Source organism: Pseudomonas sp. Tri1, assembly GCF_017968885.1.
GTDB lineage: Bacteria > Pseudomonadota > Gammaproteobacteria > Pseudomonadales > Pseudomonadaceae > Aquipseudomonas.
This window is the reverse complement of record NZ_CP072913.1, coordinates 3,004,628-3,015,754: the sequence shown is the minus strand read 5'-3', so window position 1 is coordinate 3,015,754 and position 11,127 is coordinate 3,004,628. Positions and strand designations below refer to the sequence as shown.

Genomic DNA, 11,127 nt, shown 5'->3' with positions numbered 1-11,127 from the left:
ACCCGCGCCTCCGACACTCGTCCGTCCACCGACAACGGACCGCTCTGAGCAATCCCGCTCAGAGGTTGTTCGTGACACCGGTTGGCCGAAAGGCTCGTTGCAACAACGTCATCCACAGCACGCGCAAAGAAAAATTTCATACGTTCCTTCTCAGAGATTTGTCAGTGCTGCCTGGGGAAAACGCAACAGGCACGCCTGGAGTTGAAGCAGATCCGCGCAGCCAGCCAGCGCGGCATGGTGTCGGTTGAACAAGCGGGTCGACCTTGCATGGCCTTGCCCCCGACAACCCATACGCGCCTGCCAGGTGGGGTTTGAAGCCAGGTATCCTTCACGGTTGCGCAGAGGTATTGTCACGACCTCGCATGCCGGACAACGTCGCCGAAATCGACATTCAGGCGCGCTTATCGCGGACAGCGCAGCTGGTATCGGAAACGATCTGCCCATCGACCAACTTGATGATGCGATCGGCCAGTTGGAAGTACTGATCGTCATGGGTAATGATCAGCACCGTCTTGCCACGACGCTTGAGATCGGGCAGCAATTCCTCATAGAAGAATTTCTTGAACGGCGGATCCTGGTCTGCCGCCCATTCGTCCAGCACGTAGACCGGTCGGTCTTCCATGTAGGCACACACCAGCGCCAGGCGCTTCTGCTGGCCATACGACAAAGCCTTGGTGGTTGAATAACCCAGCCCCTCGATCTTGATTTTGTCGGTCAGCCCCAGGGTTTCCAGATACTTACGGGCCAATGCGGGGCTGCCGTCCTCCTCATCGGGACCGATGAGGCGATTGAACAGATGAAAATCGGAGAACACTGCGGAGAACAAGTCTCGATAGTCACTGCGACTTTCATCGGTGATGGGTGAGCCATCGAGCAGCACCTCACCGCTTTGGGGGATGTAAAGCCCGCAGATCACCTTGGCCAGGGTGCTTTTGCCACAACCGTTGCCACCGACGATGTAGACCAACTCCCCGGATTGCACGCTCAGGTCGATAGGTCCCAGAGAGAAACCGGCATCTGCGTGCAGGTCCTGATAGTGCATCTGCACATCCTTCAACTCGATGCTGTCCCAGGACTTTTTATGCTCCAGCAGATGCACTTTGGGGGCTGGGGTCTCGACGGGGTCTGGGTGCGGATCGTTGATCGAGAAACCGAATTCCGAAAGACGAGCACAGGCGACCCGCCCCGCCGCCAGTAGCGGCATCGCTCCCACCAGCAACGACAGCGGCCCCATGATGTACAGCACGGCCAACACACTGGCCGTCATGACTTTCGGCTCGACCGCACCGACCAGTGGCGCGGCGAACAACAGGCAACCGATCAGCAAGGACAAGGTGAACTGGCCGACGTTGTCGGCGGCGGTGTACCACAGACGCTCGACAAAGTTGTAGCGCGCGACCCGTATAGACGATGCCTCGATGGCAGAGCGACCGAACCAACGCCGCCGAACGCCATTGAGCTTCAGTTCCTTGAGACCGAACACCAGGGCGTGGGTGTATTCGTTGAATGCAGTGAACTCGTCCCGTACACGACCGGTGTATCTGACGCCGCTGGTGAAGAAAAACAGATAAAGCCCGACCCCCAGGATCATCAGTGAGACAGTCAAGGCCAGGACAACCCACGACAGGTAAGCCAGGTAGGCGATACCAAACAGAAAGACAGTCATCTCGACCAGGACTGTGGGGATGATGATCAACGTGGTGTTCAGTTGCGGAATGTCGTTGGTCAACATGGTCAGCACATTGGGCGGGCCGCGCCGGTCAACCTCTTCCAGCGGCGTGGCGAGGATCTTGCGACACAGCGCGATGCGCAACCGCGTCATGATCCGCATGCTGGCGTAAGCCGGGAACAAGGCTGCACCGTTGCGCAAGATCAGCGCCGTGGCACTGAGCCCGATGAACCAGTACAGCGCGTGCAGGCGAGAGCCATCATTGTGGATCGCCTCGTTGATCACGCTCACCACCGCGATAGACGCTACCCCACTGATGACACCGCAGATCAAGGTAAAGAGTGTCAGCCAGGGATGGTTGCGCCACAACAGGCGCATGACCGAGCCCGGCTTCGGCTTCTTCGCTTTTTTCTCTTTCATGGGTTGCTGTCCTCGAATGGAGTCGCGAAAGGGCTCACGCTGGCTGCCATACGTCGCCGCGGGCGGTCATCTCGCCCATGGCCACGACAATCAGGCGTGGCTCCTCGTAAGGATCGCGAGCATGGGCGGCCAACATGTTGTCGAGCATCACTACATCGCCCTTGCGCCAGGCGAACCTGACGGCACAGGCCTCATAGGCCTCGCCGAGCAACGCCATGACGTTGTCTTCTATCGGTGTTCCGTCGCCATAACTGACCATGCGCGGCAGACGATCGGCACCGAATATATCGAGCAGGTCTTCACGCATTTCCTCGCCCAGACAAAATGGGTGATGCAGCTGGACCTGGTTGAAGAAAGCACGCTCGCCCGTCACCGGATGCTCGATGACTGCCGGGCAGAGCGTACGCACTTGCAGCGTTTCGTCGTCGAGCCATTCGAAATCGGTGCCCTGTTCCCGGCAACGCTGCTCGACAGCCGCGCGGTCAGTGGTACCAAAGAACGATTCCCAGCTCGGCTCGACGCCGACGGTAAAGGTGCGGCTGTACATCAAGCCTTTCTGTTCGAAGCGCGTCACCACCTCCGCCGGCAGGCATCGCAGCACCTGACGGATGTCCGCCAGGGGAGTCGCGCCGCCGACCCGTGACGGCTGCTCGCAGTAGAACCATTGCTTGCGCGGCCAGCTTTCCAGGTGCGAACTCTCGTTGTGATACAGGATCATCTCGCGCTCGGGGTATGGCGTGGATCGGTAGACGTTGCGTCCGCCCTCCTTCTTCGGCAGGTCGCCGTAACTACCATGCAGCCCGGGCGACAGGGCTTCGGCGAACGCCTCGAAGTCCGGCACCGAGGCGAGATCAAAACCGCGAAACAGCACCGCGCCGTGGCGACACAGCAACGCTTCGATCGCCTCGCGATGGGTGCTGGCCCACAGCGAAGGGTCCAGCCCCGGCTCGATGGGTTCGATCACCACGGGCAAACTCAAACCGTCGGCGAGTGACGACAGTCTTACCGATTCGCCGGCGCCATGACCGGGCCAGACGAGTGAATCCGCCACCCCGTCAGCGGGCATGACGGGTGAAGCGTCAGTTTGAAGACTCATGCATAACTCCTGAACCACAGATCCTCGGATCCACGTCGCAGGGCCGAATCAATGCGCCCCACCATCGGGCAAGGATAAAAACACTGATCCGCGATGGTGTCTGGCACCGCAAACCGGGACAGAGCCCGGCACCTGCCGCTGCACCGACACGGTCGATCCGCATCAGGATCGTTTGTCCCCATTTCCCCCGACAGACGCAGGCACGAAGTCGGTGCTGAAATGCGCCAGCTGCGATTCGCACAGGTACCTCCAACGATCCCGTGGGCCGCAGTGACGTATCGAGTGCAGCGGTTTGCGTACCACGCAAACACGCTGTACGTGGCATTTAACAGGAGCGTTAGTCATGCCGATTAAGAACACTGGCGGATCGGTCAAATCCGCGCCAGCCCCCCTCACGCCTGGTGCATTGCTGCATGAGTTATTCATCGCCCGGGCCCGCGAATTCCCCGAGCGAACCGCGGTGTCCGACGCCTCGCGCTCATTGAGCTACGCCCAACTCGACGCGGCGTCGTCGAAGCTGGCGGCCCGGCTTCGCCAGGAAGGCGTCCAGGACGGGATGCTGGTGGGGATGTGCCTGCCACGCGGCGTCGACCTGGTCATCAGCTTGCTGGGCATCCTCAAGGCCGGTGGCGCTTATGTCCCGGTCGACCCGCAGTACCCTGGCAAGCGTGTCGAACACATCGTTCGCGACAGCGGCCTGAGCCTGATGATCGGCGAACTGGCCGACCTGCCACAAAGCACGTCCGTGCGTGTCCTGCCCCTGGCCGAACTGCTGGCCGGCCCGACACTGGAGCTGTTGGCCGACGCCGACCGCCGCAACCCCGACGAGGCCGCGGCCTATGTCATCTACACCTCCGGTTCCACCGGTGAGCCCAAGGGTGTATTGGTCGCGCACGGCAATGTCAGCCGCCTGCTGGAAAGCACCCAGCGTTCATTCGCCTTCAACGAGAACGACGTCTGGTCGATGTTCCACTCCATCGGCTTCGATTTTTCGGTCTGGGAAATCTGGGGCGCCCTCGCCCACGGCGGCCACGTTGCCGTCGTGCCTTACGATGTGTCGCGCTCGCCAAGTGAGATGCGCCAATGGCTGGCTGACCAGGGCGTGACTGTCCTGAGCCAGACGCCCTCGGCGTTCCGTGGCCTCGATGAAGCCGATCGCTCCGCCCCTGCCCCTCTGGCGCTGCGCTATGTGGTGTTCGGTGGCGAGGCGCTGCCGGCCACCGTGCTACGCCCGTGGGTCGAGCGTCATGGCGACCAGAAGCCGGCCTTGATCAACATGTACGGCATTACCGAAGCCACCGTCCACACCACCTTCAAGCGTGTGCTCGGCCAGGACCTGGAAAGTGCCGCCATGGTTTCCATCGGCGCGCCACTGGATGGCTGGCGTCTGCATCTGCTCGACGCCGATCAGCAACCGGTGCCCCAGGGCACCCCCGGTGAGCTGTACATCGAGGGCGCCGGTGTAGCGCTGGGTTACCTGAATCGTCCCACCCTGAACGCAGAGCGTTTCGTCCAGTTGCCGGGCACCTCGAGCCGAGCCTATCGCACCGGAGACCTGCTAGTCCTGGGGGATGACGGCGAGTACCGCTACGCCGGACGTTGCGACGAACAATTGAAGATCCGCGGTTTCCGGATCGAGCCGGGAGAAGTCGAGGCTTGCCTGCAAACCAGCCCGGCCATCGCCGCGGCCCATGTCGTCGGCCACGATTACGGCGAGGGCGACTGGCGCCTGGTCACCTACGTGGTGCCGTCCCAGGGCGTCGAGGCCTGGACCGAACAGACCCGCAGCGAAGTGGCCGCGCTGGTGGCCGCCAATCTGCCGGACTACATGCGTCCTTCGGCCTACATTGCGCTGGCGCAATTGCCGGTCACGGACCACGGCAAGATCGACAAGGCTCGCCTGCCCTCGCCTGAATCGGTGCCTTCGAGCGTGGAGCACGCCAGCGAACCGGGCCTCACCGAACAGGAGCAGTTCGTGCTCAAGGTCTGGTCGGACGATATCGGCCTGAAGAACATCGGCCTGAACGATGATTTCTTCGATTTCGGCGGCACCTCCCTGGCCCTGATCCGCTCGTTGAGCACACTCAAGGCCCATTACCGGGTCAACCTCGACCCAGGCGTGCTGGCAGATGGCGCGACCGCCAAAGTGTTGGCCGGCTGCATCCAGCGTTCCCTTGTTCAAGCCCATTGACCGAAAAGGAAAAAGCCCATGAGCAAAAAATTCGCCTTGACCCCGGAAGAACGTGCGTCCTTCGAAAAGAACGGTTTCATCGGACCATTCGACGCCTATTCGCCAGAAGAAATGAAAGAGACCTGGAAGCGCACCCGTCTGCGCCTGCTCGACCGCAGCGCTGCGGCGTACCAGGATCTGGATGCGATTTCCGGCGCCACCAACATCGCCAACTATGATCGCCACCTGGACGACGAATTCCTCGCCAGTCATATCTGTCGCCCGCAGATCTGCGACCGCGTCGAGAGCATTCTCGGCCCGGATGTATTGTGCTGGCGTACCGAGTTTTTCCCTAAATACCCGGGCGACGAAGGCACCGACTGGCACCAGGCCGACACCTTTGCCAATGCCTCGGGCAAACCGCAGATTCTCTGGCCGGAAAATGAAGACTTCGGTGGCACCATCACGGTCTGGACCGCCTTCACCGACGCCAACATTGCCAACGGTTGCCTGCAATTCATTCCCGGCACCCAGAACAGCATGAACTACGACGAAACCAAGCGCATGAGCTACGAGCCCGAGACCAACAACTCGGTGGTCAAGGATGGTGTGCGACGCGGTTTCTTCGGCTATGACTATCGCCAGCTGCAGATCGACGAGAACTGGAAACCTGACGAAGCCGCCGCCGTGCCCATGCAGATGAAGGCCGGTCAGTTCATCATTTTCTGGTCGACCCTGATGCACGCCTCCTATCCCCACAGCGGTGAGTCCCAGGACATGCGCATGGGCTTCGCTTCGCGCTATGTGCCGTCGTTCGTGAAGATTTATCCGGACTCCGACCACATCGAGGAATACGGCGGTCGTATCAGCCTGGAAAAATACGGTGCGGTCCAAGTGATCGGGGACAAGACCCCGGAATACAACCGCCTTGTCACCCATACCACCCGAGGCAAGAAATTCGAAGCGGTCTGATTTTTTCAGTGCCATATGACAGTTGGCATGCGCAACGTGCCTGACAGGAGTCCCCCAATCCATGACTATTTCCACCGACGCAGCCACGCGCCTGTGTGAGACCGTGAGGATGCTTAGGCACCTTGCCATCCATCTGCCCGATCCTATCTGCCTGAGCTTTCTCGCCCAGGGGAGTGACCTGTCACCCGACCAGGCCTCCCCTAGCGTCAGAGCCACCGAACGGGCGGTCAGCACCGCCTTCGCACGGATCGGCGTCAAAGCCGTGCAGTACTTGCACGACGGCGAGACGCAACTGTCGTCCTTCGAAATGTTTATCAGCAAGAAAATCTGCCAGGCGCTCGATTTCTCCTACGACCACTTCGACGACGTCGACAGTGCCAAGGAGTTCGGGCGCCTGGTCAGACACTTCGATTTCAGCGGTGCAGTGCCCGAGGTCGAGACACTGCACCTGATCACCCGCGACAACGTGGCGCTATCGGTCCACGCCAGTACCGAGCGCCAGCGCCCGGCCATCGTCCTGGCCCTGCCCTGTGGCATGCCATTCGACTTGTGCCGCGAGTGGTTCAACGCACTGAGCGAGCGGTTCTTCGTGGTCACCTGGGAAACCCGTGGGCTATTCGGTTCCTGCACCTCGTTCGACCAGTTGTCGGTGGATACCGACGCCCAGGTCGGCGACCTGATCAACGTGATGAATCACTACGGATTGCAGAGCGCGCACCTGATGGGCATCTGCGGCGGGGCGGTGATTGCGCTGAGCGCTGCCGCCACCTATCCGGATCGGGTCAACTCCCTGAGCCTTTGGCATGGCGATTACAACCTGGGCGACGACAGCCTGCGCACCGCCCACCAGCAGAACTTCGAATGGCTGATGGAATCGGCCGCCGTGGACCGTAACGAAGCCAGCGACTTGCAGGCGTTGTTCCTGGACCAGGCGACACTGGCGACCATTCCGGACTCCATCGCCCATGCGGCGCTCTATCCTTACGTCAATGAGGAGCTGTTCTACCGCTATGCACGGCTCAACGATGCGCTGAACAAGACCGAGTTGAAGTCGCGCCTGGAACAGATCACCGTGCCCACCCTGGTGGTCGCCGGCGACGCCGATGAAACCACTCACATCGGCGGTTCCCGGCTCATTGCCGAGGCCATCAGCGACGCCCTGCTGCATGTGGAACGCAACGGCAGTCATCTGGCGTTCTTCGAGTCCACCCAGCGTTCGAAGCACACCGCTTTCCACTTCCTGGAATCGACCCTCGAAGCGACGGCTGTTTGACCTCTGCACACCTGGGGCAAAGCAAAACCTGTGGGAGCGAACTTGCTCCCACATTGGTTCTCGGTGGGCCACAGACTTGGCGTTCGCCACAGATCCCGTGGGAGCGAGCCTGCTCGCGATGAAGCCAGGCCAGTCACCATCACCAGTGACTGACCCACCGCTATCGCGAGCAGGCTCGCTCCCACACGAGTTTTTCCAGCATTAATAAATCCGGTGTCCTCCACTCGTACGTGTGGGAGCGGGCTTGCCCGCGACGGGGCCGTGTCAGTCGCCATCCCAGTGACTGACCCACCACCATCGCGAGCAAGCTCGCTCCCACAATGGAATCGCGGCGACCTCAATCTCCCGGTCGCCACCCTCCCCCCGGCCACAGATCCACCTCAAGCCACCATGTGCTTCTCACGATGAAACTCAAGATACAGCACAGTCCGGTGTGCCCGTGAAGCGTTGACGGCGAAGTGGTCGAGGGAGCCGTCGAAGATCACCAGGTTACCGTTGGTGCTCTGGTTGAAGCTGCCGTTGACGTTGAGGTAGGCATAGTTCTGGGTAGTGGGCGCGTCGATGGTCAGTTGCATGTGCAGCAAGCCTTCTTCCCAGGTACCGGTGTGGGAGTGGGTACCGAGGAACACATTGGGCTCCATGCGCAGCAAGGCACAAAGCTTGATGCCGGGGATTTTCTTCAACAGTTCGATGGTGCCGGGCATGGCGGCCTGGGCGTAGGGGATCGGTGTGTCGTAGGCGACCAGGCCATACTGGGTCCACTCCGGCATGACGTCCATGTCGTCACCCCATCCCCAGAGCCAGCCATACTCGCCGCCGGCCTCCATATGCGCGGTCACTTCGTCGACGATCTCGGTAATCGACTTGCCCACACGGTTGATAGTCAGGGTCGGCGCATCGAGGGCAAGAAATTCCTCGCGGATCACTTCCCAGTTGTCAGCCAGGTTCTTGAGTGCCGGAAAACGGCTGGGTTCATAAAACGACGGGCGCATAGTTGCTCCTTTTATTGAGGGTTGTCGATTCCGATGACGCTGCGAAGGCAGCCCTGCCCGCGTGATACGGGCACAGCAGAAGAGCCTGCAAAGGTTGACCCACCGGGCCCGACCTGTCTGTCACGGGAATCCGGTACAGCAGGCCACGCCGGGCATTACAGCGGCTCGACCTGCGGGTTGTCGGCCAGCCGTACGACGGCCGCCTGCGTGGGCGTCTCGTCCAATCGGCGCATCGGCCCATAGAGCAAAACACTCAAGGGCAGGAGCGCAAACAGTCCGCCGGCCACGACGAACAGCAATCCGACGCCACGCCCCGGCCCTACGCCCAGCCAGCGCCCGATCGACTCGGCATAGAGGCCACCCGGCATCAGCGCCGGCTGGAACCAGTGATCCACCAGGAAGCCACCGACGATCACCGCCAGGCTGGTGGTGGCAATGGTCAACATGCTGATCAGCGCAAAGACACTGGCACGGCTGCCGGCGGGGATCCTGCGCATCCAGAGCGAGTTCACGCTGGCATCGGCGATACTCGCCATGGTGATCGCGACAAAGGCCAGCGCGCAGTACGCAACGGCCTGCGACACCATCCCCAGGGCAACGACACAGGCCGCCAGCAACAGATCGGCCACCGCCACCAGCGCCATCAAGCGCCGCGGATTGCCCATGGAAATCAACAGCCCCGCACCGGCCAGGCCTCCCAGGGCCGCCCAGGTGTAGGCCATCCCCAGCGTCTGACTACCCAGGGTCGACAGCAACAACGGCGTCATCATCAAGGTGGCCAGCGACAACAATGCGGTACGCATCATGGTGTAGACCAGCAGCCCGGCCATCAGCCGTTCGGCCATGAAAAACTTCAGTGCCGCCGCAACGTTGCTCACCGCGCCCCCGAACACCGAGCCTTTGCTAGTACGCTCATGACGGTCCGACGCACCGCGCACATGGGAGAACGCCTTGATCACCAGCAAGGTGCCCGAGCAGAAGGTAATCAGGTCCACCGCCAGGATCGTCACCAGCCCGGCACTGGCCATGATCGCCCCGGCCAGCAGCGGCGCCACCAGGGCCGAAGCGTTCTTGCTGATGCTGATCAACCCCGAGGCCCGGGTGAATTTGTCGGGGGCGACAATGGTACTCACGGCGGCCTGATAGGCCGGTTTGCGAAAGGCCCCGACAATGGACGCCAGGCAATTGAAAATGTACAGGTGCAGCGGTTCCAGGCGTTCGAACCAGAGCAGCGCCATCACCCCCAGAAGCAGTATCGCCAGGCTCACATCGCAACAGACAATGATCACCCGGTGGCTGATCCGGTCGGCCAGCCCGCCCGCCAGTGGCAGAAACAGCACCGCCGGCAAGGTCGCCGCCAGCACGACATTGGCGAAGGCCACCGCCGAACCGGTATGGGTATACACCCAGACGCCCAGGGCGAACTCCATCAACGCGGTGCCGACCACCGCCAGCGACTCTCCGCACCAGAGGAAATAGAAACCTTGGCCAAGATCAAAACCCCGGCGACCACTGCCCAAGCTCATGGGCGCACATCGCGAGGCATGGCGACATCGATCAACTTGCTCAGCAGCCGATAACCCAGGGAATAGGCCACCGCACCCAACACCACCGGCGCATAACGGGAAAACAGATAGGTGCGCAACACCCGCCTGGCGATAGGCGAACTGATGTCGCCGCTGACGTGCAGGGGCGTCGGGAAGGTCGCCGCGACGGTGGCACCGAATTCATCGTCCATCGATTGCACCGCGTGCCACCAGTAGACCGGGATGTACAACGCATCTCCCGGCTCCACCACCGTGCGCAGCGCTCGCAGTTGTCGGGTACCCGGAAAACGCCCGGTGTCGATGTCGTACAGGTAACCCGCCTGCTCGATCACCGGCTGCAACGCCCGCCAGCTGGTTTCGTCCGGCGGCAACAGCAGCACCTCCTTGGCGCCCACCACCTGGGCCATGAAGGTTTCATCGACGACATGGAAATGCCAATCGGTGTAGGAGTTGCGATACAGGAAACTGCGATGAGGCGGGTAATGCCGGGACTTGCCCAACTGCGGCATGAACGGCAATCCGCCGACGTCCTCTTTCATCTGCTCGATCGCCGAGCCTTCGGAAAACCGGCAACTGTCGGCCACCCATGGCCCATCACCCTCCCCCAGGCCTGCGAGGAATTCGTGGAACGGCATTTCCCGATAGACGCTGTTCGCGTACTCGGTCAGCTCGGCCTTGACCTTGGGATTGGACCAACCGATGACCTCGGAGACGATCTGCGAACGCACCACCACCGCGCTGTTGCGTGAATGGGCTTTGAGGTAGTCCAGGCGCTTCCATTTCTGAAACGCCGGCCAATGCCGCACCGCATTCTTGACCAGGCAGGGGCGGTTGCGATTGACGTACCGCCGGGTGAAGTCCTCTTTGGAGATCGACAGCGCGTCGATCACTTCGACCGGGCCCGCCTGCGGGTGATTGGGAAAACGGGACAGGCTCCAGAACTTCGATACCGGGCGATCCGATTCGGCGATTAGTGGCATTTTCGACC

General features: G+C 61.4%; 8 protein-coding genes. 3 read left to right on the top strand and 5 right to left on the bottom strand.

Annotated features, from left to right (window positions below):
* Positions 1–391 precede the first annotated feature (391 nt).
* Positions 392–2,089: a cyclic peptide export ABC transporter gene (locus tag J9870_RS13220; RefSeq protein WP_210644684.1), complete on the bottom strand. Its 1,698-nt coding sequence runs from the start codon at positions 2,087–2,089 to the stop codon at positions 392–394.
* Positions 2,090–2,123: 34 nt separating this feature from the next.
* On the bottom strand, positions 2,124–3,185 hold the full coding sequence (locus J9870_RS13215) for a TauD/TfdA family dioxygenase (protein WP_210644682.1): 1,062 nt from the start codon (positions 3,183–3,185) through the stop codon (positions 2,124–2,126).
* A gap of 343 nt (positions 3,186–3,528) precedes the next feature.
* Between J9870_RS13215 and syrB1 the strand changes: the two genes are divergently transcribed.
* The 3 genes from syrB1 to syrC all read left to right on the top strand — a co-directional run bounded on the left by syrB1 (position 3,529) and on the right by syrC (position 7,600).
* Positions 3,529–5,376, top strand: a complete 1,848-nt coding sequence (gene syrB1 / locus J9870_RS13210) for a syringomycin E biosynthesis L-threonine--[L-threonyl-carrier protein] ligase SyrB1 (protein WP_210644679.1) — start codon at positions 3,529–3,531, stop codon at positions 5,374–5,376.
* Between the two features lie 18 nt (positions 5,377–5,394).
* Positions 5,395–6,327 carry a syringomycin E biosynthesis L-threonyl-[L-threonyl-carrier protein] 4-chlorinase SyrB2 gene (gene syrB2, locus J9870_RS13205; protein ID WP_135845730.1) on the top strand — a complete coding sequence of 311 codons (933 nt, stop codon included), beginning with the start codon at positions 5,395–5,397 and terminating at the stop codon, positions 6,325–6,327.
* 61 nt (positions 6,328–6,388) lie between these two features.
* A complete protein-coding gene (gene syrC, locus J9870_RS13200; protein WP_210644678.1) occupies positions 6,389–7,600 on the top strand; it encodes a syringomycin E biosynthesis aminoacyltransferase SyrC in 1,212 nt (403 codons plus the stop codon).
* 380 nt (positions 7,601–7,980) lie between these two features.
* On the opposite strand, the gene J9870_RS13195 is transcribed toward syrC, so the two are convergent.
* The 3 genes from J9870_RS13195 to J9870_RS13185 form a co-directional block, all read right to left on the bottom strand.
* Positions 7,981–8,592, bottom strand: a complete 612-nt coding sequence (locus tag J9870_RS13195; protein ID WP_210644676.1) for an aspartyl/asparaginyl beta-hydroxylase domain-containing protein — start codon at positions 8,590–8,592, stop codon at positions 7,981–7,983.
* A 155-nt stretch (positions 8,593–8,747) separates the two neighbouring features.
* Complete coding sequence (locus J9870_RS13190) at positions 8,748–10,118, bottom strand: MFS transporter (protein WP_210644674.1); 1,371 nt, start codon at positions 10,116–10,118, stop codon at positions 8,748–8,750.
* Positions 10,115–11,119: a cupin-like domain-containing protein gene (locus tag J9870_RS13185; RefSeq protein ID WP_210644673.1), complete on the bottom strand. Its 1,005-nt coding sequence runs from the start codon at positions 11,117–11,119 to the stop codon at positions 10,115–10,117. Before J9870_RS13185 ends, J9870_RS13190 begins: the two co-directional genes overlap by 4 nt.
* Positions 11,120–11,127: the final 8 nt, after the last annotated feature.

Coding starts and splice junctions, on each gene's coding strand:
- J9870_RS13190 (WP_210644674.1), bottom strand. CDS start 10,118: ATGAGCTTGGGCAGTGGTCGCCGGGGTTTTGATCTTGGCCAAGGTTTC.
- syrB1 (WP_210644679.1), top strand. CDS start 3,529: ATGCCGATTAAGAACACTGGCGGATCGGTCAAATCCGCGCCAGCCCCC.
- syrC (WP_210644678.1), top strand. CDS start 6,389: ATGACTATTTCCACCGACGCAGCCACGCGCCTGTGTGAGACCGTGAGG.
- J9870_RS13195 (WP_210644676.1), bottom strand. CDS start 8,592: ATGCGCCCGTCGTTTTATGAACCCAGCCGTTTTCCGGCACTCAAGAAC.
- J9870_RS13215 (WP_210644682.1), bottom strand. CDS start 3,185: ATGAGTCTTCAAACTGACGCTTCACCCGTCATGCCCGCTGACGGGGTG.
- J9870_RS13185 (WP_210644673.1), bottom strand. CDS start 11,119: ATGCCACTAATCGCCGAATCGGATCGCCCGGTATCGAAGTTCTGGAGC.
- J9870_RS13220 (WP_210644684.1), bottom strand. CDS start 2,089: ATGAAAGAGAAAAAAGCGAAGAAGCCGAAGCCGGGCTCGGTCATGCGC.
- syrB2 (WP_135845730.1), top strand. CDS start 5,395: ATGAGCAAAAAATTCGCCTTGACCCCGGAAGAACGTGCGTCCTTCGAA.